Source organism: Neisseria sp. P0004.S004, assembly GCF_051963335.1.
GTDB lineage: Bacteria > Pseudomonadota > Gammaproteobacteria > Burkholderiales > Neisseriaceae > Neisseria.
Genome location: NZ_JBQCUK010000002.1, coordinates 172,785 through 196,750 on the forward strand (window position 1 = coordinate 172,785; position 23,966 = coordinate 196,750).

General features: G+C 53.0%; 20 protein-coding genes, 2 tRNA genes and 1 riboswitch. Of the genes, 20 read left to right on the forward strand and 2 right to left on the reverse strand.

Annotated features, from left to right (window positions below):
• Window positions 1-7 precede the first annotated feature (7 nt).
• The 5 genes from ACTHRY_RS02270 (at window position 8) to ACTHRY_RS02290 (ending at window position 4,696) form a co-directional block, all read left to right on the forward strand.
• Window positions 8-754 carry a HesA/MoeB/ThiF family protein gene (locus ACTHRY_RS02270; protein WP_193388256.1) on the forward strand — a complete coding sequence of 249 codons (747 nt, stop codon included), beginning with the start codon at window positions 8-10 and terminating at the stop codon, window positions 752-754.
• A gap of 183 nt (window positions 755-937) precedes the next feature.
• Entirely contained in the window at window positions 938-1,282 is a 345-nt protein-coding gene (locus tag ACTHRY_RS02275; protein WP_049322516.1) for a CidA/LrgA family protein, read from the forward strand.
• A complete protein-coding gene (locus tag ACTHRY_RS02280; RefSeq protein ID WP_049322517.1) occupies window positions 1,282-1,983 on the forward strand; it encodes an LrgB family protein in 702 nt (233 codons plus the stop codon). The genes ACTHRY_RS02275 and ACTHRY_RS02280 overlap by 1 nt, the downstream gene beginning before the upstream one ends.
• Before the next feature lie 43 nt (window positions 1,984-2,026).
• Complete coding sequence (gene argJ, locus ACTHRY_RS02285; RefSeq protein WP_049322518.1) at window positions 2,027-3,247, forward strand: bifunctional glutamate N-acetyltransferase/amino-acid acetyltransferase ArgJ; 1,221 nt, start codon at window positions 2,027-2,029, stop codon at window positions 3,245-3,247.
• 78 nt (window positions 3,248-3,325) lie between these two features.
• Entirely contained in the window at window positions 3,326-4,696 is a 1,371-nt protein-coding gene (locus ACTHRY_RS02290; RefSeq protein WP_079453746.1) for a chloride channel protein, read from the forward strand.
• A 75-nt stretch (window positions 4,697-4,771) separates the two neighbouring features.
• On the opposite strand, the gene ubiB is transcribed toward ACTHRY_RS02290, so the two are convergent.
• Entirely contained in the window at window positions 4,772-6,283 is a 1,512-nt protein-coding gene (gene ubiB, locus ACTHRY_RS02295) for a ubiquinone biosynthesis regulatory protein kinase UbiB (protein WP_049322520.1), read from the reverse strand.
• 206 nt (window positions 6,284-6,489) lie between these two features.
• Window positions 6,490-6,586: riboswitch (glycine riboswitch) on the forward strand.
• A 210-nt stretch (window positions 6,587-6,796) separates the two neighbouring features.
• Between ubiB and gcvT the strand changes: the two genes are divergently transcribed.
• The 15 genes from gcvT to ACTHRY_RS02370 all read left to right on the forward strand — a co-directional run bounded on the left by gcvT (window position 6,797) and on the right by ACTHRY_RS02370 (window position 22,348).
• The gene (gcvT, locus tag ACTHRY_RS02300) at window positions 6,797-7,897 is read left to right on the forward strand and encodes a glycine cleavage system aminomethyltransferase GcvT (RefSeq protein WP_049322521.1); all 1,101 of its coding nucleotides are present in this window, start codon (window positions 6,797-6,799) and stop codon (window positions 7,895-7,897) included.
• A 147-nt stretch (window positions 7,898-8,044) separates the two neighbouring features.
• Window positions 8,045-8,443: a glycine cleavage system protein GcvH gene (gene gcvH, locus ACTHRY_RS02305; protein ID WP_049322522.1), complete on the forward strand. Its 399-nt coding sequence runs from the start codon at window positions 8,045-8,047 to the stop codon at window positions 8,441-8,443.
• 106 nt (window positions 8,444-8,549) lie between these two features.
• The gene (locus ACTHRY_RS02310; RefSeq protein ID WP_049322523.1) at window positions 8,550-9,101 is read left to right on the forward strand and encodes a DNA-3-methyladenine glycosylase I; all 552 of its coding nucleotides are present in this window, start codon (window positions 8,550-8,552) and stop codon (window positions 9,099-9,101) included.
• A 55-nt stretch (window positions 9,102-9,156) separates the two neighbouring features.
• Window positions 9,157-12,009 carry an aminomethyl-transferring glycine dehydrogenase gene (gene gcvP, locus ACTHRY_RS02315; protein ID WP_440373994.1) on the forward strand — a complete coding sequence of 951 codons (2,853 nt, stop codon included), beginning with the start codon at window positions 9,157-9,159 and terminating at the stop codon, window positions 12,007-12,009.
• Between the two features lie 223 nt (window positions 12,010-12,232).
• Window positions 12,233-13,042 carry a bifunctional hydroxymethylpyrimidine kinase/phosphomethylpyrimidine kinase gene (gene thiD / locus ACTHRY_RS02320; protein ID WP_049322525.1) on the forward strand — a complete coding sequence of 270 codons (810 nt, stop codon included), beginning with the start codon at window positions 12,233-12,235 and terminating at the stop codon, window positions 13,040-13,042.
• Window positions 13,043-13,153: 111 nt separating this feature from the next.
• Window positions 13,154-13,573 carry an OsmC family protein gene (locus ACTHRY_RS02325; protein WP_003684499.1) on the forward strand — a complete coding sequence of 140 codons (420 nt, stop codon included), beginning with the start codon at window positions 13,154-13,156 and terminating at the stop codon, window positions 13,571-13,573.
• A gap of 261 nt (window positions 13,574-13,834) precedes the next feature.
• Complete coding sequence (locus ACTHRY_RS02330) at window positions 13,835-14,548, forward strand: GntR family transcriptional regulator (RefSeq protein WP_049348122.1); 714 nt, start codon at window positions 13,835-13,837, stop codon at window positions 14,546-14,548.
• 72 nt (window positions 14,549-14,620) lie between these two features.
• Window positions 14,621-15,400 carry a DeoR/GlpR family DNA-binding transcription regulator gene (locus ACTHRY_RS02335; protein WP_440373995.1) on the forward strand — a complete coding sequence of 260 codons (780 nt, stop codon included), beginning with the start codon at window positions 14,621-14,623 and terminating at the stop codon, window positions 15,398-15,400.
• 105 nt (window positions 15,401-15,505) lie between these two features.
• Window positions 15,506-17,194 (forward strand): glutamine--tRNA ligase/YqeY domain fusion protein, encoded by a 1,689-nt coding sequence (locus tag ACTHRY_RS02340; RefSeq protein ID WP_049322528.1) that lies wholly within the window; start codon window positions 15,506-15,508, stop codon window positions 17,192-17,194.
• 83 nt (window positions 17,195-17,277) lie between these two features.
• Complete coding sequence (locus ACTHRY_RS02345; RefSeq protein WP_440373996.1) at window positions 17,278-18,180, forward strand: DMT family transporter; 903 nt, start codon at window positions 17,278-17,280, stop codon at window positions 18,178-18,180.
• 244 nt (window positions 18,181-18,424) lie between these two features.
• Window positions 18,425-19,684, forward strand: a complete 1,260-nt coding sequence (gene rho / locus ACTHRY_RS02350; RefSeq protein ID WP_003748836.1) for a transcription termination factor Rho — start codon at window positions 18,425-18,427, stop codon at window positions 19,682-19,684.
• Window positions 19,685-19,741: 57 nt separating this feature from the next.
• Complete coding sequence (locus ACTHRY_RS02355; RefSeq protein WP_049322530.1) at window positions 19,742-21,100, forward strand: deoxyguanosinetriphosphate triphosphohydrolase; 1,359 nt, start codon at window positions 19,742-19,744, stop codon at window positions 21,098-21,100.
• A gap of 132 nt (window positions 21,101-21,232) precedes the next feature.
• Window positions 21,233-21,309: transfer RNA gene (locus ACTHRY_RS02360), tRNA-Arg, on the forward strand.
• Window positions 21,310-21,321: 12 nt separating this feature from the next.
• A tRNA-Glu gene (locus tag ACTHRY_RS02365) sits at window positions 21,322-21,396 on the forward strand.
• Between the two features lie 394 nt (window positions 21,397-21,790).
• Window positions 21,791-22,348, forward strand: a complete 558-nt coding sequence (locus tag ACTHRY_RS02370) for a hypothetical protein (RefSeq protein WP_003748832.1) — start codon at window positions 21,791-21,793, stop codon at window positions 22,346-22,348.
• Between the two features lie 83 nt (window positions 22,349-22,431).
• Here the strand turns inward: ACTHRY_RS02370 and ACTHRY_RS02375 are convergent, their stop codons facing one another.
• Complete coding sequence (locus tag ACTHRY_RS02375) at window positions 22,432-23,742, reverse strand: NCS2 family permease (RefSeq protein ID WP_049323886.1); 1,311 nt, start codon at window positions 23,740-23,742, stop codon at window positions 22,432-22,434.
• Between the last annotated feature and the right edge of the window lie 224 nt (window positions 23,743-23,966).

The following is a 23,966-nucleotide window of genomic DNA, read 5'->3' on the forward strand; positions in this document are numbered from 1 at the left end:
TGTTATGATGAACGATCAACAACTTTTGCGGTTCAGCCGCCATATCCTGCTGGATGAAATCGGTATCGAAGGCCAAGAAAAACTCTTGGCCGCCCATGCGCTCGTTGTCGGTTGCGGCGGGCTGGGTGCGGCGGCCTTGCCGTATCTTGCCGCCGCCGGTATCGGCAGCCTGACGATTGCCGATGCCGATACCATCGACGAGACCAACCTTCAACGCCAAATCACGTTTACCGAAGCCGACATCGGCAAAAACAAGGCTTTGGTCATGCAAGGCCGTCTGAAACAGATCAACAGCCAAACACACATTACGGCCATGGCTGAATTTCTCGATGAGGCCAGGCTGGTCGAATTGGCAAACGCCGCCGACATCATCCTTGATTGTTCCGACAACTATCCCACGCGCCAGGCGGTCAACCGCGCCGCCGTTGCCGCGCGCACGCCTTTGGTTTCCGCCGCGGCCGTCCGTTTTGACGGACAAATCGCCGTGTACCGCCCCGACCTTCCCGATACGCCTTGTTATGCCTGCCTGTTTGACGGCGAACAAGCCGATGACGGCGCTTGTGCATTGTTCGGCGTTTTTTCGCCCTTGGTCGGTGTTGTCGGAACGACCCAAGCCGCCGAAGCGCTCAAAGTGCTGCTCGGTATCGGCACGCCGTCGCACGGCAAACTTTCCACCTACAACGCATTGAGCGGACAATGGCGGCAATACGGGGTGAGACGCAATCCCGAATGTCCGGTTTGCAGCGGCCGTTAAAGACAAAAGCAGGACAAGGGTTTCAATGCTCCGAAGCCAATCCGCCGGAGCAATCATGCTTATCTTTCATTAAACTTGAAAGAAGGCGTTTCTTCCCTTTTCAGACGGCCTGTGGCACGATATGATTCAATGATTAATAAATTTTTTGAGGCCGTCTGAAAAAGATAGGGAGAAACCGGCTTAATGAATATTATTCGTGCCTTATTGGTGGTATTGGGTTGTCTGACTTTGGGCGAGGCGGCCGTTTGGATTTTGGGGTTGAAGCTGCCGGGCAGCATTGTCGGCATGGGGTTGCTGTTTGCCGCGCTTCAGGCCGGCTGGGTCAAATTGTCTTGGGTGGAAGAGCTGGCGGACATTTTGATGGCGAACCTGACTTTGTTTTTGGTGCCGCCTTGCGTGGCCGTCATCAGCTATTTAGATGTGATTGCAAACGACTGGTTTTCGATTTTGACGGCCACCATCGCCAGTACGGTGTGCGTGTTGTTGGTCACGGGCAAGGTGCATGAGTGGGTCAGGAGGCTGATGTGATGGGCGATATCGACAATTTGTTGCGTATGCCCGTGCTTATGCTGTTTCTGACTTTGGCCGTTTATGCTTTGGCGGTGCAGATTCGGGTGCGTACGGGAAACGTTTTGTGCAATCCGGTATTGATCAGCACGCTGGTGTTGATGGGGTATTTGAAGGTATTTGCCATTGATTACGAGCTGTATCACGATGCGGCGCAGTTTATCGATTTTTGGTTGAAACCGGCGGTCGTATTGCTGGCCGTGCCGCTTTATCGAAATTGGGACCGTATCCGCAGCCAGTGGTTGCCGGTGGTGTTGTCGCAATTGGCGGGCAGCGTGACAGGCATTGTTACGGGCGTGTATTTCGCCAAATGGCTGGGCGCGTCGCGCGATGTGGTTTTGTCGTTGGCTTCCAAATCGGTAACCAACCCGATTGCGATTGAAATCACGGCATCGGTCGGCGGTATTCCGGCGATTACGGCGGCAACGGTGATTATCGCCGGACTTTTTGGACAGATGGCCGGATATAAAGTGTTGAAAGGGGCGTTGTATATGCCTTCTTCAGTGGGGATGTCTTTAGGGACGGCTTCCCATGCGATGGGGATTGCAGCGTCTTTGGAATACGGCCGCCGTATGGCCGCGTATGCCGGCTTGGGCTTGACGCTCAACGGCGTATTGACGGCGGTATTGGTGCCTATCTTGATTCCCTTATTGGGTGTATAGCGTTTAGGCCGTCTGAAAACAGTGTAAAACAGGAGAAAATGATATGGCTGTAAATTTGACTGAAAAACGTGCAGACGAATTGTTGGAAATCGACGGCATCCGTCTGTTTACGGGTCGTGCCGGCATCAAGCAACAAAACCGCGACGATTTGACGCTGATGGTGTTGGGCGGCGGCCATACGGTGGGCGCGGTGTTTACGCAAAACCGTTTCTGCGCCGCGCCGGTGCATATCGCCAAGTCGCACCTGTTTGACCAAGACGGTGTGTGTGCCTTAGTCGTCAATACGGGCAATGCCAATGCGGGTACCGGCGCGCAAGGCCGTCTGGACGCGATTAAAGTGTGCGCGGCGGCGGCGGAACAGGTCGGCTGCCAATCCAATCAGGTGATGCCGTTTTCGACCGGCGTGATTTTGGAGCCGCTGCCTGTGGATAAAATCGTGGCCGCTTTGCCGCAAGTGCGCCCTGCATTCTGGTCGGACGCGGCGCGTGCCATCATGACGACGGACACTGTACCGAAAGCCGCTTCGCGCCAAGGCCTGGTCGGCGATAAACACACAGTCCGCGCCACCGGCATCGCCAAAGGCTCGGGCATGATTCATCCGAACATGGCGACCATGTTGTCGTTTATCGCCACCGATGCCAAAGTGTCACAACCGATTTTGCAGCTGATGACCCAAGAAATCGCAGACGAAAGTTTCAATACGATTACCGTGGACGGCGATACCAGCACCAACGACAGCTTCGTGATTATGGCGACAGGCCGTTGCGGTCAGAGCGAAATCGACAATACCGCCGATCCGCGCTATGCCCAGCTTAAAGCCTTGCTCGGTTCGCTGGCTTTGGAATTGGCGCAGGCGATTGTCCGTGATGGCGAGGGCGCGACCAAGTTCATCACGATTGAAGTGCAAAACGCGAAAACCTGCGAAGAAGCGCGCAAGGTGGCTTATGCCGTCGCCCATTCGCCTTTGGTGAAAACCGCGTTCTTTGCCTCCGACCCGAACTTGGGCCGTCTGTTGGCAGCCGTCGGCTATGCCGGTATTGAAGACTTGGATGTTGATGCTTTGAAAATGTGGCTGGATGACGTGTTGGTGGCCGAAAACGGCGGCCGTGCGGAAAGCTATACCGAAGAGGCTGGACAAGCCGTGATGAACCGTCCGGAAATCACCGTCCGCATCGATTTGCAACGCGGCGATACGGAGGCGGTCGTCTATACCTGCGATTTGTCGCACGAGTATGTGTCGATTAACGCGGATTACCGTTCTTAAAAAACCTTTATCCTTGTGTTCAGACGGCCTTTGAGAAAAGTATCAAGGCCGTCTGAACACATTGACTGCGTGTTTATGATGAAATTTCCACAGACTTGGGCGGCGCGCCTCGCCCACAAAATCCGCCAAACCAAACGCTTGTCGAAAAAAAGCATGGCTTTTCTGTTTTTGCTGGCAGGCTCGGCGCTGGTTGCCCTGACGGCTTTGCTGTTTGCGCGTTTGGCGGATTTGGCTTTGGAATGGAACGCTTTGTTGGTGGGCAAATATCCGTGGTTTGCGTGGGTGGCTTTGCCGCTGGGCTTGCCGCTTTTGGCGTGGTTTACGCGCAAATTTGCGCCGTACACTTCCGGCAGCGGTATTCCGCAGGTCATCGCTTCGTTGTCTTTGCCGTATGGCGCGCAGAAAACCCGTCTGATTCGTCTGGGCGAAACCTTTTTTAAGATTCCGCTGACGTTTTTGGGCATGATTTTGGGGGCGTCGATCGGTAGGGAAGGGCCGTCTGTACAAGTGGGTGCGGCGGTCATGAACGCTTGGGGCGCGTGGTGTAAAAAGCACGGGCTGGCGTTTAGGGGCATGCAGGAAAACGATTTGATTGCCGCAGGCGCGGCCGGCGGTTTGGCGGCGGCGTTTAACGCGCCTTTGGCCGGCGTGGTGTTTGCCATCGAAGAATTGGGGCGCGGCGTGCTTTTACGTTGGGAACGTCAAATCCTGATGGGCGTGTTGGCGGCCGGTTTCATTCAAGTGGCGATACAGGGCAATAACCCGTATTTCTCAGGTTTTCAAGGGCATGAGCTGCCAAATATGCTGATGTGGGCGGCGGTGTCGGGCATCGTCTGCGGTGTGGCAGGCGGATTGTTCGGCAGCTTTTTGTATCGCGGCGCGGCGGCATTCGCACCGGTACGCTGGCGCAGTTTCATTCGCCGCCATTTGTTGGTGGTTGCCTTTGTGATGGGTATTTTGCTGGCGTTGCTCGGTACGTTTTATCAAGGTAAAACCTATGGCACGGGCTATCACGAAGCCGCAGCCGCACTCAAAGGCGCGTATGAAGCGCCGTTCGGCTTGGCTGCCGCAAAATGGGCGGCAACCGTGTTCAGCTATTGGGCAGGCATTCCCGGCGGCATCTTCACGCCGTCGTTAACCATCGGCGCGATGATAGGCGAACACATGGCTTCTTTCGCGCAACTGGGCGACGCGTCCAATGTCGCGGTTTTGCTCTGCATGGCCGCATTCCTTGCCGCCGCGACCCAATCGCCGTTGACTGCCGCCGTGGTGGTCATGGAAATGACGGGCGGACAGAATTTACTGTTTTGGATGCTGTTGACTTGCATCTTCGCTTCGCAAGTCTCGCGCCAATTCTCGCCGCATCCGTTTTACCATGCCGCAGGTTTGCGCTTCAGACGGCATATCGAAGCCGAAAGCGGACATGTTCAGCACGAGAAAAAAGAATAGGTCGGCATAATAAAGGCCGTCTGAAAATCAGATTTCAGACGGCCTTTATTATGTCGTTTAAAGCTGTATTACGGTTTACTTAAACAGCAAAATCAGCAGCAAAACAACCGCAATCGCACCCAGCCACAGGCTTTGACGTTGCTGTACTTTGACCAGATGCACATAGGCATCGCGCATTTCCTGTTGGCGGTTTTCATCAATCAGCGCACTGATTTTGCGCGGCAGGGAAGGGATGATTTGCGCCCAGTCGGGGGCTTCGTTTTTGAGGTTGCGCCAGAGGGCTTTGGGGCCGACCTGTTCGTTCATCCAGCGCACCAAAAACGGTTTGGCGGTTTTCCACAAGTCCAAATCGGGATCGAGTTGGCGGCCCAAGCCTTCGATGTTGAGCAGCGTTTTTTGCAGCAATACCAGCTGCGGTTGGATTTCGACATTGAAGCGGCGGCTGACTTCAAACAGGCGCATCAGCACCAAGCCGAAGGAAATCTGCGAAATCGGTTTGTTGAACACAGGCTCGCACACGGCGCGGACAGCGGCTTCCAATTCTTCCGCGCGCGTGTCGGCAGGTACCCAGCCCGATTCGATGTGTGCGGTGGCGACGCGGTGGTAGTCGCGGTTGAAGAAGGCGAGGAAGTTGATGGCGAGATAGCGTTTGTCGTAATCGGTCAGCGTACCGACGATGCCGAAGTCGAGGGCGATGTAGCGGTTATCGGCGGCGACCAAAATATTGCCGGGGTGCATATCCGCATGGAAAAAGCCGTCGCGGAAGACTTGCGTGAAGAAGATTTCCACGCCGTAATCGGCGAGTTTGTGCAAATCAATGCCGTCGGCTTTGAGTTTGGCAATATCGGATACCGGCGTGCCGTCCATCCATTCGATGGTCAGCACGTCGCTGGTGCAGTAGTCGTAAAACACCTTCGGCACAATCAGCATATCGCTGTTTTGGAAATTGCGACCGAGTTGGCTGGCATTGGCGGCTTCGCGCATCAAGTCCAATTCGTCATGCAGATATTTGTCAAATTCGGCCACCACTTCGCGCGGCTTCAAACGCTTGCCGTCTGAAAACAAACGTTCCACCCAGCCCGCGCCAAAGCGCATCAGTGACAAATCCTGTTCGATAACGGGCAAAAGGTTGGGGCGCAAGACTTTGACCGCTACTTGTTCGCCCGAATGCAGGCGGGCTTTGTGTACTTGGGCGATGGACGCGCTGGCGACCGGCTCGGTTTCAAATTCCGCGTATAAAGTGTCGATGGATTGACCCAGCGATTTTTCGATTTGCGAGCGCGAAAGCTGTGCGTCAAACGGCGGCACTTTGTCTTGCAGCCTTGCCAGTTCGACCGCGTAATCGTGTGGAATCAAATCGGGACGCGTGGACAATACCTGTCCGAATTTGATGAAAATCGGCCCCAGGCTTTCCAACGCCAAACGCAGGCGCACGGCAGGCGTTTCGTGTTTGAACTTGGACGACTGCGGCAGCATATTGAGGAAAGTCCGCGCCCAACCCGGACGGACCAGCGAGGCAATCAGCTCGGCAAGGCGGTAGCGGTAGAGCGTGCAGAGGATGGTTTTAATGCGTTTGAGGCGGTTCATGATGGACGCAGATAAATCGAAAAAACAGAATTATATAGGAAAAACGGGTAAGGGCTTCAGACGGCCTGAGACTTTTGCAAAAACATTTGCCGCATATCCGGCAATTTTGCAAAGGTTTGCGGTCGGCCGTTTTGATAAAAAGATGAATATTCACATCATAAATATTCGTCGGCCACTTGCCCAAACCGCCGATTCAAGCCATAATCGGAGCATGTGCAGGAGAGAGCTACACCCAACTACATGTGGCCACCGAAGGCGCAGACACCCTTAAATCGCTCAGGTATCAGGGACTGCACATTGAAACAAACAATCTGGAGAGCGGCGTTTGAATAACGTCCACCGAAGGGGAGAAGGCCGTCTGAACCACCATTCAGACAACCGCGCAAAGCAGTGAGCAGACTGGTTTGCCATCCAGCGGATACGGCCGAAAATCTCAGGTTCAAGGACAGATAGGGTCATCCGCGCATAGGTGCGCGGGCGGCATCTGAACAATAAATCCGGAGAAACTTGAGAATGACTGCCCTGAAAACCACCCCGTTTTATCAAGCCCATCAAGATGCAGGCGCGAAGCTGGTCGATTTTGCCGGCTGGGAGCTGCCCATCCATTATGGTTCGCAAATCGCCGAACACGAAGCCGTGCGCACCGACGCCGGTATGTTCGACGTATCACACATGCTTGTTACCGACGTAGCAGGCGCAAATGCCAAAGCCTTTTTCCGCAAACTGATTGCCAACGACGTTGCCAAACTCGCCTTCGTCGGCAAAGCCCTTTATTCCGCGCTGCTCAACGATAACGGCGGCGTGATTGACGACTTGATCGTTTACCGCACCAACGAAGCCGAAACCCAATACCGCATCGTGTCCAACGGCGCGACCCGCGAAAAAGACACGGCGCAATTCCACAAAGTTGGACAAGAGTTTGGCGTTGCCTTCAATCCGCGCTACGACCTCGGTATGCTCGCCGTACAAGGTCCTAAAGCCATTGAAAAACTCCTGACCGTCAAACCCGAATGGGCGGATGTCGTCCACAACCTCAAACCGTTCCAAGGTGCAGACTTGGGCAACGACTGGTTTGTCGCCCGTACAGGCTATACCGGCGAAGACGGCGTCGAAGTCATCCTGCCGGGCACTGAAGCCGTCGCATTCTTCAAAGCCCTGCAAGCAGCAGGCGTACAGCCTTGCGGCCTCGGCGCACGCGACACCCTGCGCATGGAAGCCGGTATGAACCTCTACGGCAACGATATGGACGACGACACCAGCCCGCTTGAAGCAGGCATGGGTTGGACTGTTGACTTGAAAGACGAAAGCCGCGATTTCGTCGGTAAAGCCGCCTTGCTGGCATTGAAAGAAAAAGGTGTTGCCGTCAAACAAGTCGGTTTGCTGCTCGACAAAGGCGGCATCCTGCGCGCGCATATGGAAGTGTTGACCGACAAAGGCAAAGGCGAAACCACCAGCGGCGTATTCTCTCCAAGCCTGAAACAATCCATCGCCATCGCGCGCGTACCGAAAGATTTTGACGGCGATACCGCCAAAGTCTTGATACGCGGCAAAGAAGTGGACGTACGCGTACTGAAGCTGCCGTTTGTGCGCAACGGTCAAAAACAGTTTGATTAATATCGGTTCAGACGGCCTTTATTTGTTAAGGGCCGTCTGAAAGCAGGTTTTAATTGTCGTCCGTTACGGACGTTTATAGAAAGCATTGAACAAGGCATCTGTGGATATTGATTCACGCAGAGGCCGTCTGAAAATAACCCCCTATCAATGGAGTATCAAACCATGAGCAACATCCCAGCCGAACTGAAATACGTTGCCAGCCACGAATGGCTGCGCCTTGAAGAAGACGGTACCGTTACCGTCGGCATTACCCATCACGCGCAAGAGCTGTTGGGCGACATCGTGTTCGTCGAGCTGCCCGAAGTCGGTGCAAACCTGGCTGCCGAAGAGCAAGCCGGTGTGGTTGAGTCTGTGAAAGCAGCGTCTGACGTGTACGCGCCGATTGCAGGCGAAGTCGTTGCCGTCAACGAAGATTTGCCAAGCGCGCCGGAAACTGCCAACAGCGACCCTTACGGCGCAGGCTGGTTCTTCAAAATCAAACCTGCCAACCCTGCCGATTACGACGGTCTGTTGACTGCCGAACAATACGCAGGCGAAGTAGCTTGATTTTTGCAAACATTCAAACAGGTTTTGCGCCTGTTTGATGGTGCAGGTCTTAGGTCGTCTGAAAATACTTTCAGACGGCCTTTGTTTCAATTTTTCCTCAATAAACATGAATTACTGCGAATTTGTCGCCACGCTACCCGACGATACGGACAACCCCAACCAACATTATCACGACACGCAATACGGTTTTCCGATTGAGGACGACAATGAATTGTTTGAGCGGCTGGTGTTGGAAATCAATCAGGCGGGTTTGAGCTGGACGCTGATGTTGAAGAAGCAGCAGGCATTTCAGACGGCATTTAAAGGTTTCGATATCGAGACGGTCGCCGCATTTGACGAAGCCGATATTGAGCGGCTGCTTGCCGATGCAGGCATCGTCCGCAACCGCCTGAAAATCAACGCAGCCATTTATAACGCGCGACAAATTAAACAAATACAGCAAGAATACGGCTCATTCAAAAACTGGCTGGATGCGCACCATCCGCTCGACAAGGCAGAATGGGTGAAGCTGTTTAAAAAACATTTCAAATTTGTCGGCGGCGAAATCGTCGGCGAATTTCTGATGAGTACCGGCTACCTGTCCGGTGCGCATGTGGAAACCTGTCCGGTTTATAGGGAAATATTGGCATGTCGTCCGAAGTGGGCGGAGGCCGTCTGAAACAACATCTGAAAGAAAAAGCGGTTTTGATACCGATAACAAAAAAGGAGTAGAAATGAAACTATCTGAATTGTTCAACCCGAACGAATTTGCCGCGCGCCATTTGAGTTTCGGCGACGAAGCTGCGCTTTTGGAAGCGCTCGGTGAGAAGAGTATGGACGATTTTGTCGGCAACACCGTGCCGCAAAGCATCCGTATGCCGTCTGAACTCGACCTGCCCGAGGCTTTGACCGAGGCGGACGCTTTGGCGAAGCTGAAAGGCATTGCGGCGAAAAACGTGATCAACAAATCCTATATCGGCTTGGGTTATTACCCGACCCGCGTGCCGAACGTGATTTTGCGCAACGTATTGGAAAATCCGGGTTGGTACACCGCCTACACGCCGTATCAGGCGGAAATTGCCCAAGGTCGTTTGGAAGCTTTGTTGAACTTCCAACAAGTGTGTATCGATTTGACCGGTTTCCCTGTGGCAGGCGCGTCTTTGCTGGACGAGGCAACTGCCGCCGCTGAAGCGATGGCGATGGCGCACCGCGTGGGCAAAGTGAAATCCGAGCGTTTCTTTGTGGATGCGCGCGTGTATCCGCAGACTTTGGACGTGATGAAAACCCGCGCCAAATATTTCGGATTTGAACTGGTGGTCGGCGATTTTGCCCAAGCGGATGAAGGCGAATACTTCGGCGCGCTGTTCCAATACGTCGGTAAAGACGGCGATGTGCAAGACTTGCAGGACGTTATCGGCCGTCTGAAAGCAAAAGGCACAATCGTGGCCGTTGCCGCCGACATCATGAGCTTGGTTTTGCTGAAATCGCCTGCCGAATTGGGCGCGGACATTGCTTTGGGCAATACCCAGCGCTTCGGCGTACCGATGGGCTTCGGCGGGCCGCACGCTGCTTATTTCGCGTTTAAAGACGAGTTCAAACGTTCTGCTCCGGGTCGCATCATTGGCGTATCCAAAGACGCATCGGGCAAACCTGCCTTGCGCATGGCTTTGTCCACCCGCGAGCAACACATCCGCCGCGAAAAAGCGACATCCAATATTTGTACCGCACAAGCATTGCTGGCGAACTTGGCCGGCATGTACGCCGTTTACCACGGCCCCGAAGGCGTAAAACGCATCGCCAACCGTATTCACGCGCTGGCTTCTGCCTTTGCCGATGCGCTGGTTTCAGACGGCCTGAATGTGGTTCACAAAGTCTTCTTCGATACCGTTACCGTTGATTTCGGCAGCAAAGAGAAAGCAGACCAAGTATTCCAAACCGCTTTGGAACTGGGCTACAACCTGCGCCGCGTCAACGATACTCAAGTTGCGGCAGCCTTCCATGAAACTTCGACACGCGAAGATTTAACTGATTTGTACCGCGCGTTTACCGGCAAAGATACGGCTACATTTGCCGATGACGTCAAAGGCCGTCTGAACGCCGAGTTGCTGCGTCAAGACAATATTCTGCAACATCCCGTGTTCAACCGTTACCACACCGAACACGAAATGCTGCGCTACCTGAAAAAACTCGAAGACCGCGATTTGGCGATGAACCGCAGTATGATTTCGCTCGGTAGCTGCACCATGAAGCTCAACGCGACTGCGGAAATGTTGCCGATTACTTGGGCAGAGTTCACCGACATCCACCCCTACGCTCCCAAAGACCAAGCCGCAGGCTACCGCGCGCTTTTGACCGACATGGAAAACAGCCTGAAAGCAATCACCGGCTTTGACGCGATTTCCTTCCAGCCCAACTCCGGCGCGCAGGGCGAATACAGCGGCATGCTGTCCATCCGCCGCTATCAAGAAGCCAACGGCGAGGGACACCGCAACATCTGCCTGATTCCCAAATCCGCCCACGGCACCAACCCTGCGACTGCCGCCATGCTCGGTTTGAAAGTCGTCGTTGTCGATACCGACGAACACGGCAACGTCAACATCGAAGATTTGAAAGCCAAAGCCGAGCAACACCGCGACGCTTTGTCCGCCATCATGATTACCTACCCGTCCACCCACGGCGTGTACGAAGAAGGCATCCGCGACATCTGCCGCATCATCCATGAAAACGGCGGACAGGTTTACATGGACGGCGCCAACCTCAACGCCCAAATCGGCATCATGCAACCTGCCGAAGTCGGCGCGGACGTGTTGCACATGAACCTGCACAAAACCTTCTGTATCCCTCACGGCGGCGGCGGCCCGGGCGTCGGCCCTATCGGTTTGAAAGCCCACCTCGCTCCGTTTGCACCGGGACACGCTTTGACCGACACCCACAGCGCCAGTGCCGACCAAACCGCCGTTGCCGCCGCAGCTTTCGGTTCTGCGTCCATCCTGCCGATTACTTGGATGTACCTGACCATGATGGGCAAACAAGGCATGGAACAGGCAACGCGCTGGGCATTGCTCAACGCCAACTACGTCGCCAAACGCTTGAGCGAAGACTATCCGATTCTGTATGCAGGCAAAAACGGCCGCGTCGCGCACGAATGTATCGTTGATTTGCGTCCGCTCAAAGCCGAAAGCGGCATCACCGAAACCGACATCGCCAAACGCCTGATGGACTATGGCTTCCACGCGCCGACGGTTTCCTTCCCTGTTGCCGGCACGCTGATGATCGAGCCGACCGAGAGTGAAAGCAAAGCCGAACTCGACCGCTTCATCGCTGCCCTGAAACAAATCAAACAGGAAGTGCTGAAAGTCGTGCGCGGCGAATGGCTGAAAGACGATAATCCGCTGGTCAACGCCCCACACACTGCCGCCGACGTAACCGGCGAATGGGCGCACCCATATTCCCGCGAAGAAGCCGTCTTCCCGTTGCCGTTCGTGCGTGAAAACAAATTCTGGCCGAGTGTGAAACGTTTGGATGAGGTCTATGGCGACCGCAATCTGGTTTGCTCCTGCTTGCCGATTGACGCATACGAAGATTAAGCCTGAATAGGTTTAACATTGAACAGGCCGTCTGAAAATGAAAATAGTTTTCAGACGGCCTTTTGTTTGTTAAGATATTCCGCCCGAGAACGTACGTTTGTTTTGGGTAAAACAACAAATAAGGCTTTCGGAAAGATAGACGGCGCATGACTTGTTTGCGGATAAAACCAAACGGCTTTCAACAACGATAAGCAAAAGGCCGTCTGAAAAACAGGAGGATACGATGGACGAACTTTTTATTCAAACGCTGACGATTGCCGGCTCCGATTCCGGCGGCGGCGCAGGTATACAGGCGGATTTGAAGACGTTTCAGATGCGCGGCGTGTTCGGCACCAGCGTACTGACTGCGGTTACCGCACAAAATACTTTGGGCGTATCGGCAGTGCATCCGATACCGACTGACATGATTGCTGCGCAGATTGCCGCGATTCAGGAGGATTTTCACATCCGCGCTTATAAAATCGGCATGCTGGGTACGGCGGAAATCATCGAATGCGTGGCGGAACAAACCGCCGAATGCGACTTCGGCAAACGCGTGTTGGATCCGGTCATGATTGCCAAAGGCGGCGCGCCGTTGTTGGAAAATTCAGCCGTTGAAGCCATGAAACGCCTGTTGCTGCCGCATACGGATGTCTTGACGCCCAATCTGCCCGAAGCGCAGGCTTTGACGGGTATTAATATTGAAAACCGCCAAGATGCGGAACGCGCCGCCAAAATTCTTCAGGATTGGGGCGTGAAAAATGTAGTGATTAAAGGCGGCCATCTTGCCGACAGCCAAAGCGAATATTGCACCGACTGGCTGTTTACGCCAAACGAAACCATCGAGCTGAACAGCAAACGTTTCCCAACGCCGCATACGCATGGCACAGGCTGCACGTTTTCAGCCTGTATTGCTGCCGAGTTGGCAAAAGGGTTTGGCGTTCCCGAAGCGGTTCAGACGGCAAAAAACTATATCGCCGCCGCCATTTCCCACCCTCTGGGCATCGGAGCAGGGCACGGGCCGGTCAACCATTGGGCGTATCGGGACGAATAACGCGTTCGACCCGATTGTAATGGATTGTATTTTTCAGACGGCCTGACTAGGTTTATTACTAGGAATTGTTTACAATATCAGATTAATGCTTTTACGGATGAAAAACACACCATGCAAGTGACTTCAAAATGGATAGACGGAATGTGCTTCGTCGGCACAACGGCAAACGGACACAGCGTCGTAATGGAAGGCGCGGCGGCTGAAGGCGAAGTCAAACGCGGCCCCAGCCCGATGGAAATGCTGCTGTTGGGCGTGGCAGGCTGTTCCAGCATCGATGTGGTGATGATTGCTGAGAAACAACGCCAAAAAATCACCGACTGCCGTGCCGAAGTGACTGCCAAACGCGCCGACACCGCGCCGCGCGTGTTTACCGAAATCCATATCCACTTCAAAGTGTATGGCCGGGGTTTGCAAGAAAGCGCGATTGAACGCGCCGTACAGATGTCTGCCGAAAAATATTGCTCCGCATCGATTATGCTGGGTAAAGCGGCAAAAATGAGCCACAGCTTCGAGATCGTCGAAACAGAATAGGGCAGTTTCAGGGTGGGAGTATCGGAGCGTGAACCGGCTACCCACAAAAAAAGCAGATATATTCACGCATTAACATGAATATATCTGCTTGCTTTTTATTCCTTTTTCTCTCTCTCTATCAGCCTTTATAACTTGGCTTGTTGACCTCATTGTGCAAGTTTCGTTTAACATTGTCAACAATTTTTAATTATATTTTAAACACCCCCGAAAGCTGCAGGTTTGTAAACGCTTGTGCCTTAATACGGATACTGGGGAAACATTATGGATTACGAAAATAATACCAACGTTGCGCCTGCAACTTCATCGCTTATTTTGGAAGAGCGTCACGATTCCGAACTCTTCCGCGTGTACGCATTGATTTTGGACGGGATTACCGACCATCTGCTGCTGCCGGGCAAAAAATTGACCGAGTCCGAGCTGTGCCGGCAAATGGTTTGCTCGCGCAATACCGTGCGTGGCGCATTATCGCTTTTGGCGCACGATAAAATCGTCGATTTGCAGCCCAACCGCGGCGCATTTGTCCATGTGCCGGACTTGAAAGAAATGAAAGACGTGTTCAACACGCGTATCGAAATGGAAAGCATGATTTTGAGCGTCCTCATCGATATGCCTGATTTGGAAACGCGCCTGCAACCGCTTTACGCCATGATTGAGCAAGAGGCCGCAGCCTCCGAAAGCGGCGACCGCGTGGGTTGGAACCGCCTGTCCAATGCCTTCCATGTCGAATTGGCGCGGCTGCTGGACAACGACGTCCTGTTTGAAATCATGAATACCTTGTGCGCGCGTTCTTCACTGATTGTGGCCGTTTCCGATCCGCTTCGCAAAGAAAAGCGCACCATCAATTCCAATTCGCACCATGAACACCGCGAAATCCTCGATTTATTGGTGGCCGGCAAGCGCAACCGTGTGACCAAAGTCATGCGCCGCCACTTGAGCGCGTGCATCGAACGCTTGGAACAGAAACTCGAAATGTAATCGGTTTGACAATAAAAAGGCCGTCTGAAATATTCAGACGGCCATTGGTTTATCCCTGCAAAGTAAAACGCCATGAAACCCAAAATCCAAAGACACGAACATATCCTCACCCTTGTCCGCGAACATAACTTTATGACGGTGGAAGAGCTGGCGGCGAATTTGGATGTGACGCCGCAAACCATACGCCGCGATGTGCAGGAATTGAGCGAAACCGGACAGCTCAAACGCTATCACGGCGGCGCGTCTTTGGGCGACGTTTCAGTCGTAACGGCAGGGCAGGAGCGGCGCAACCATCAGCAGCAGGAAAAAAACGCCATTGCCCGGCTGATTGCTTCCACCATTCCCGACAATGCCTCGCTCTTTATCAGCATCGGCACCACCATGGAAGCCGTCGCCGCCGAGTTGGTCAGACAGCGTAAAAACCTGCGGATTATCACCAACAACATCTACGCCGCCTCCATCACTGCGGCGCGTACCGACTACACGGTCATCATCGCTTCCGGCGTGGTCCGTCCGTTGGATGGCGGTATTACCGGCGTGGCGACTGTCGATTTCATCAATCAATTCAAAGTCGACTATGCCATCATGAGTACCCACGGCATAGAAAACGACGGCTCGCTTTTGGATGACGATTACAAGGAAGTCAGCGTCATGCAGGCGATGGTGAACAATGCCCGCGTGCGCTATCTCGGCGTCGACCACAGCAAGTTCAACAGCAATGCCTTGGTCAGACTGGGCGATATCGGCGCATTCGATAAGCTGTTTACCGACCGCACACCATCTGCCGCCATGCAGAAAACCCTAAACGAGCGCGGCGTGGCGTGGCAGGTTGTCGACCCTGTATCAAAGTAGCCAAGTCGGGTACAATTGAGCCATCATTCCATTCCTTTCAGACGGCCTGATTGAATGCCCAGGCCGTCTGAAAACAGAAAATCATCTTTCCATCAAAGAAATATTATGTTGAATAAAGACCAATTCGCGGACAACCATTTCATCCGCACCATCATTGAAGAAGACTTAAAAAGCGGCAAACACGAAGCCATCCAAACCCGCTTCCCGCCCGAACCCAACGGCTACCTGCACATCGGCCACGCCAAATCCATCTGCCTGAACTTCGGTTTGGCTTATATTTACGACGGCTTGTGCAACCTGCGTTTCGATGACACCAACCCCGAAAAAGAAAACGACGAATACGTCAACGCCATCAAAGAAGACGTCGAGTGGCTCGGTTTCCATTGGGCGGGCGAGCCGCGTTTCGCTTCCAATTATTTCGACCAGCTGTATGACTACGCCGTCGGCTTAATCAAAGACGGCAAAGCATATGTCGATGATTTGACGCCCGAAGAAATGCGCGAATACCGAGGTACGCTGACCGAGGCGGGTAAAAACAGCCCTTACCGCGACCGCAGTATCGAAGAAAACCTCGACCTGTTCACGCGCATGAAAAACGGCGAGTTCCCCGACGGCAGCAAAACCCTGCGCCTGAAAATCGACATGGCATCAGGCAACATCAATATGCGCGATCCCGTCATCTACCGCATCCGCCGCGCCCATCACCACAACACCGGCGACAAATGGTGCATCTACCCGATGTACGACTACACGCATTGCATTTCCGATGCCATCGAAGGCATCACGCATTCCTTGTGTACACTCGAGTTTGAAGCCCACCGTCCGCTGTACGACTGGGTGCTGGACAACATCCCCGCGCCGCACGCCACGCGTCCGCGCCAATACGAGTTTTCCCGTTTGGAGCTTCTGTATTCCATCACGTCCAAACGCAAGCTGAACCAACTGGTTTCAGACGGCCATGTTTTCGGCTGGGATGACCCGCGTATGCCAACGATTTCCGGTATGCGCCGCCGCGGCTACACGCCCGAAGGTCTGCGCCTGTTTGCCAAACGCGCCGGTATTTCCAAATCTGAAAACGTGGTCGATATGAGCGTGTTGGAAGGCGCGATTCGCGAAGAGCTGGAAAACTCCGCCCCGCGCCTGATGGCGGTTTTGAATCCGCTCAAAGTTACCCTGACCAACTTTGAAGCCGGTAAAACCCAAAGCCGCCGTGCCGCGTTCCATCCGAACCACGAAGAAATGGGCGATCGCGAAGTACCTGTTTCACAAACCATCTATATCGAAGCCGATGACTTTGCCGAAAATCCGCCTAAAGGCTTCAAACGCCTGATTCCCGGCGGCGAAGTGCGTTTGCGCCACGGTTATGTCATCAAGTGCGATGAAGTAGTAAAAGACGAGGCAGGCAATGTGGTTGAACTCAAATGCAGCATCGACCACGATACCTTGGGCAAAAATCCCGAAGGCCGCAAAGTCAAAGGCGTGATTCACTGGGTTTCCGCCGAACACGCAGCAGAAATCAAAGTCCGCCTGTACGACCGCCTCTTTACCGTCGAGCGTCCCGATGCCGTGCGCGGCGAAGACGGCAACTACCTGCCGTTTACCGATTTCCTCAACCCTGAATCCATCAAGGAAATCACCGCCTACGCCGAACCTGTCGCAAAAGATTTGCCGGCGGAGAGCCGTTGGCAGTTCGAGCGTATCGGCTATTTCGTCACCGACCGCAAAGACCACAGCAAAGATACGCCGGTGTTTAACCGCACGGTAACGCTGAAAGATTCTTGGCAGCCTAAGTAATCTGTTTGCAGTCGCTATATTGAAGGCCGTCTGAAAACGTGAAATCGGGTTTTCAGACGGCCTTTGCCGATAAAAGGGATGAGATGGAACGTTATTCTGTACATTTGAAACTGCTGGGAATGGCGGTGTTGTGGGGCGCGTCCTGGCCGATGGGGCGGATGTTGGGGCAGTCGCTGCCGCCGCTGACGGGCGGGGCGGTTCGGTTTGTTTTGGCTTCGGTTTTGTTGCTGGGCTGGTTGTTTGCGCGCAGCAGATTCACGACTTTGGCGGCTTTGTCGGTGCGGCAATGGCTGGGTCTGACGGCAGCCGCTTCCGTCGGCGTGTGCGGCTATGCGGTGTTTTTTATGCTGGGTTTGCAGACTATGCCGGCAGGCAAGGCGGCGGTGGTTGTGGCGGTGAATCCCGTGTTGACGCTGCTGTTGGCAACTTGGTTTTTCGGCGAGCGTTTAAATGCGAAGATTTTGGCGGGTATGCTGCTGGCGGTCGGCGGTGCCATTATGGTGGTAACGCAAGGGCAGCCGTTGACGGTATTGTCGGGCGGCATCAAGGCGGGGGAGTGGCTGATTTTCGGATGCGTGGTCTGTTGGGCGGCTTATACCTTAATCGGTCGCGCGGTTTTGCGCGGGATAGATGCGCTGACGGTAACGACGGCAACGTCGTTCATTGGTGCGTTGATGTTGTCGGTGGTGGCGTTGTGGACGGACGGAATGCCGTTTGAGGCGATAGCGGCAATGGATGGGCGCGGTTGGACGGCCTTGGCATGGCTGGTTATCGGTGCGACGGTATTGGCCTATGCGTGGTATTTCGAAGGCGTAAAGACTTTGGGTGCAGGCAGCGCGGCGGCGTATATTACGCTTGTGCCGATTTTCGGTGTGCTGTCTTCGGCGTGGGTTTTGGGCGAACCGTTGCATATTTCGCTGGTTGCGGGCTGCGCGGCGGCGGTCGGCGGCATGACGCTGATGCGGTACGGACAAAAGGCCGTCTGAAGTTGGGTAAATACTCGGATTTTTGGCGATAGGGTTGCGATTGCCAAGCTGTTGCCGGCCATAATCTTATTGTAGGGTAAGATTATGGTCTCGGCTCAGTGTTCGATTTAAAAATTTGACACCCTGCCTCCAACTGCCTAAAATTCAACTTTCTCAAAAATCTACCGTATCCTGCGGCACGATTTCATACTTTCAGACGGCCTGTGTGCCATCTCTCTGATACCATCCAAAATATATCAATACTATGCACGTTTCAGAACTCCAAACCCTCCACATTTCCAAACTCTTGGAAATGGCAGAAGAACATGGCATTGAAAACGCCAACCGTTTCCGCAAACAAGACCTCGTTTTTGCCATCGTCCGCCAGATGATGAAGCAGAATGTCAGCTTTACCTGTTCGGGTACACTGGAAATCCTGCCTGACGGCTTCGGTTTCCTGCGCAGCGCAGATACTTCTTATCTTGCCGGTCCTGACGATATTTATGTTTCTCCCACGCAAATCCGCCGCTTCAATCTGCACACCGGCGACACCATCGAAGGCAGCGTGCGTGTGCCGAAAGACAACGAGCGCTATTTCGCGCTTGTCCGCCTCGACACCATCAACGGCGATCCGCCCGAAGTCTGCAAACACAAAATTCTTTTTGAAAACCTCACGCCTTTATTCCCAACCGAACAATTCAAACTCGAGCGCGACATCAAAGCCGAAGAGAATCTGACCGGCCGCGCCATCGACTTGGTTTCCCCGATCGGTAAAGGCCAACGTGCATTGTTGGTGGCGCCGCCTAAAACCGGTAAAACCGTAATGTTGCAAAACATTGCCCACGCCATTACCGCCAATTATCCCGATGTCGAGCTGATTGTCCTGTTGATTGACGAGCGTCCGGAAGAAGTAACCGAAATGAGCCGTTCTGTACGCGGCGAAGTCGTTTCCTCTACGTTTGACGAACCTGCGCAACGCCATGTACAAGTGGCCGAGATGGTGATTGAAAAAGCCAAACGTATGGTCGAACACAAAAAAGACGTGGTTATCCTACTGGATTCGATTACCCGTTTGGCTCGTGCCTACAATACCGTTGTGCCGACTTCGGGCAAAATTCTGACCGGCGGTGTCGATGCCAACGCTTTGCACCGTCCGAAACGCTTCTTCGGTGCCGCGCGTAATGTTGAAGAAGGCGGTTCGCTTACCATTATTGCGACAGCGCTTGTTGAAACCGGCAGCCGCATGGACGACGTGATTTACGAAGAGTTCAAAGGTACGGGCAATATGGAATTGCACCTTGACCGCCGCATGGCAGAAAAACGCCTGTTCCCGGCCATCAGCATCAATAAATCCGGTACGCGCCGCGAAGAATTGCTGGTGCCGAACGATCAGTTGCAGCGCATGTGGCTCTTGCGTAAATTCCTCCATCCGATGGACGAAATCGAAGCGACCGAGTTTTTGGTGGGCAAACTCAAAGACTCCAAAAACAATGACGATTTCTTTGAATTGATGCGCGGTAAATAAGCATAAGGCCGTCTGAATATGTTTCAGACGGCCTTTGCTTCATTTTAGGAAACGCTTATGAATACCCGAATGAATTGGCAAAACTTATTGTCCACCCAACGCTTCCGTCCCCAAAACGGCGAAATCGTGCCGACCGTTACCCCTTCGACTCAGGAAGGTGCCGATGCCTTGCGTACGGATTTTCACATCGACTACGACCGGGTCGTTTTTTCCGGAGCCTTCCGCCGCCTTGGCCGAAAAACGCAAGTGCATCCGCTGGCGCAACACGATTTGACGCACAACCGCCTGACGCACAGCGTTGAAGTTGCCAGCGTGGGCAGGAGCTTGGGCAACCGCGTGGGCGTGATGTTGCACAACGGCGGTTTTTTGCCGCAGGGCAATACGCCCAGCGATATTGGTGCCGTGGTGCAGGTTGCCTGTTTGGCGCATGATTTGGGCAATCCGCCGTTTGGCCATACCGGCGAAGATGCTTTGCGTGATTGGTTCAGACGGCCTGAACATCAAATTTATCTGAACACATTAAACGAAGCGGAACGCAACGATATTCAAACCTATGAAGGCAATGCGCATAGCCTGCGTATCGTCGCCAGCCTTGAAATGTATCCCGAGGCTGGCGGAATGCGCCTGACTGCGGCAGCCATCGGCGCATTGTTGAAGTATCCGTGGACAACGCAACATCCGAACGGCAGAAAAAAATTCAATATTTATCAAACCGAGTTGCCGTTTATCCGTCAAGTTGCCGACGAATTGGGGCTGGTTTCCGCAGGAGCAGACAGCTGGGCGCGCCATCCTTTGTCTTATTTGATGGAGGCCGCCGACGATATTTGCTATGCCTTGCTGGACTTGGAAGATGCCGTCGAATTGGATTTGCTCACGGATACGGAAGTAGAAAGTATTTTGTCCGAACTGACCTTTGCCGAAAGCGCGTGGCACGCCAGCTCCAGCCGTCAGCGTTGCGCCATGTTGCGCGGCATTGCGATCGGCAAGGCGATTGATGATGTCGCGCAAACCTTTATGCTGCATCAGTCCGATTTACTGGATGGAACATTCAAAGGCAAAGACTTGCTTGCTCTGTGCAGCCCGCAAGTGCAAAACACTTTGGCAAAAGCGAAAGAATTGGCGCAAACACGGATTTTTCGTCATCACACCAAACTCTTGACCGAAATCGCCACGTTCCCATGCTTAGGCTCCATCTTGGATTTGCTTGTCCCTGCCGCTTATGCCCTGATTGCTGAAAAACAGTTGGCAACGCGTCAGTCTCTGGCATTGGAATTATTGAAAAAGCACAATCCGATTCTTCCTGAAGACAGTCTGTATCAGGCCTATATGAAGATTTTGGATTTTGTTGGTGGCATGACCGATAACTCCGCCGCCAAAATGGCGCAGGATTTGTCAGGAGTAGGGATTTTACGTTAATTTTATATTGTTTAATTTCAAATAGTTAAATAAAAATATAAAAAATATCCGTGAAAAGGGTAGACAGGTTTCAGTAAAGCCTATATTATTCGGTCTTCTTGATTCACAACGCACTAGCGAAGTGATGAGGATGCACCCGTAGCTCAGTTGGATAGAGTATCTGGCTACGAACCAGAGGGTCGGGCGTTCGAATCGCTCCGGGTGCGCCACAAGATTTATCCGCGCCCATCGTCTAGCGGTTAGGACATCGCCCTTTCACGGCGGTAACCGGGGTTCGATTCCCCGTGGGCGTGCCAGTTTTCAAAAAAACGCAATCTGTTTCAGATTGCGTTTTTTTATTGCATTTACTGTTTGTGTTCTAGGGCCGTCTGAAACGCTTAGCAACTCAAGAGACAGAAGTGTGTAAAATCAATTGCCCAGACTTTTTGTCATTTCTATGCGTTTTTCAATCTTATTTTACTATTGTCAAAACCCGATTTATTGACAAGAGTATTCATCTTAAAAATTCCCAAACCTGAATTTACATGATTTCATATTCATAATTTCTTGATTTTAGAAAATAAAAATATTTATTTGAACTTTTCTTAAAAAATGCCGTCTGAAATAAAGACAAGACGGAATATCTCTGTTAATGTGTAAATGTCAGCCGGCGTTTGCCGGTTTTTTATTGAAACCATTTGGGAGTCAATTATGAATATGAATGTTAAATTAATCGTTCCTGCCGTTTTGGCGGCTGTTGCCCTGACTGCATGTAGCAGCGGTTCTAAAGCCAAACCTGAAGCCAAAGCTGCGCCTACTGCGCAACAACAAACTCAAGCTCAGGCTCAACAAGCTCAAGCTCCAGTACCTAATACTTTGAAAGTAGACTCTATCGACGGTACTAAAGAAGTTCACTACAAATGCGGTAAAGACGGCAAAGAGCCTCTGAGCGTCATGTACGGCTTCAAAGGCAACGAAGTTGTTGCCGCCCAAGTAAAATACAAAGGCCAAGTCACTGAAAACCTGTTCCGTATCACTGACAGCAGCAAAGATGTAAACGCATTCTGGGGCGGCAACGTTGCTTGGATTGCTGAAGCAGCTACTGCAGCCAACGTGGACAAAGTTGACGGCAACATGCTGACTATCCGCGGTACTACCGAAGTAAACGGCAAACAAGAAGTGGTTGACCAAATCGCTACCCGTTTCTGCGTATTGGACAAAGGCGCGAAAGCTGCCGCTAAACCAGCCGCTAAAAAAGTGAAAAAATAATCTTTGCCGACAGCTTTAAACGCTGGGCAAAATAAAACAGGCCGTCTGAAAACTTTTCAGACGGCCTGTTTTTTTGGGGTGGTTTAACCCAAGAACCAGAATTTCAATGCCCACAATACGGCGACAATCCATACCATAGGCGGTACGTCTTGGGTGCGGTTGCACAAGAGTTTGATGAGTGCGTAGCTGATAAAGCCGAACGCAATACCGTCGGCAATCGAGTAGGTAAACGGCATGAAGACGATGGTCAGGAATGCCGGTGCGGCTTCGGTCATGTCGTCCCAATCGATTTCGCGCGCGCTGCGCAACATTTGCGCGCCAACATAGAGCAGGGCGGGAGCGGTAGCGAATGCAGGAATGCTTTGAACCAGCGGCGAGAAAATCAGACAGGCCAGCATCAGGACGCCGACGGTAACGGCAGTCAGGCCGGTGCGGCCGCCGGCAGAAACACCTGCCGCGCTTTCAACGTAAGGGGTGGTAGAAGACGTACCCAAGGCGGCGCCGGCGACGATGGCGGTTGAGTCGGCAAGCAGGGCGCGTTTCAAACGCGGCAGTTTGCCGTCTTGCAACAGGCCTGCGCGGTGGGAAACGCCGACCAAGGTGCCGGTAGAGTCAAACAGGTCAACCAGGAAGAATACAAAAATCACGCTGACCATGCTGACGGTAAACAAGCCTTTGAAGTCCATCTGCATGAAAGTCGGCGCAATGCTTGGGACTTCGCCGACCACGCCTTTGAACTCGCTCAAGCCCAAGACGGTGGAGATGGCGGTCAGCATCAGAATGGTAATGATGATGGAGCCTTTGACGCGGAAGTGGCCGAGTGCAACCACCATGACAAAGCCTGCCATCGCCAGCAGGGCGGTAGGTTGGTGGATGTCGCCCAAGCCGACCAATGTGGCAGGATTGGCCACAATCACGCCCGCGCCTTTGAGCGCAATCAATGCCAAGAAGAGGCCGATACCTGCGGCAATCGACATTTTCAAGCCCATAGGCAGGGCGTTGACCAGCATTTCACGCACTTTAAAGAAGCTGAACAGGATGAAAATGATGCCGGAAATGAAAACGGCACCCAAAGCCACACGCCAGTCCACGCCCATGCCTTTGACGACGGCAAAGGTAAAGTAGGCGTTCAAACCCATGCCCGGCGCGAGGGCGATCGGGTAGTTGCCGACAAAGCCCATCACGAAACAGCCGATGGCGGAGGCGATACAGGTGGCCACAAATACTGCGCCCATATCCATGCCGGTTTCGCCCAAAATCAGGGGGTTGACGATGATGATGTAGCACATGGCGAGGAAGGTGGTCAAACCGGCCATGATTTCAGTGCGGACGTTGGTCTGATTGGCACTCAGGTTGAACAATCGTTCCAAAACGCTTTGATTTGAAGAACTCATTTAAAAATATTCCTTTTGGGAAAGCCGCCTGCGGGACGGCATCGTCGGATTGGTCTGCAAAAAGTTTGGTTTTTGGCCTTAACTTCTCAACAGATAAGGGAATTTTCGGGCGGTATTATACTGAAAAGCCTTTTGTTCGGGTAATAAAAATACATGAATCAGATAATGCCGTGCCGAACCAAGATAAAGGCCGTCTGAACAGTTTCAGACGGCCTTTGTTTGCG